We start from the raw sequence: 238 nt of genomic DNA on the forward strand, positions 1-238 counted from the left end.
TGATCGATCTGGAAACCTGGATGATCGACTCCACTGCCGTTCGCGCCACCCGAGCCTCATCAGGCGCCGGGAAAAAGGGGGGCCTGAAGAGCCGCAAGACCACGCGCTCGGGCGCAGTCGGGGCGGCCTGACGACCAAGATCCACATGCTGTGCGACGCCAATGGTGTGCCGCTGCGTTTCCTGCTTTCAGGCGGGCAAGCCAGCGATATTGCCTATGCCCAACCGTTGCTGGACGAG

Annotated in this window: 1 pseudogene; it reads left to right on the plus strand. The window is 63.4% G+C overall.

Annotation, left to right across the window (positions count from 1 at the left end):
- Positions 1–238 (plus strand): annotated as a pseudogene (locus NTD86_RS04460) (transposase); the annotation flags it as partial.

This window comes from Pseudomonas sp. 7P_10.2_Bac1, from assembly GCF_025465935.1.
Classification (GTDB): domain Bacteria; phylum Pseudomonadota; class Gammaproteobacteria; order Pseudomonadales; family Pseudomonadaceae; genus Aquipseudomonas.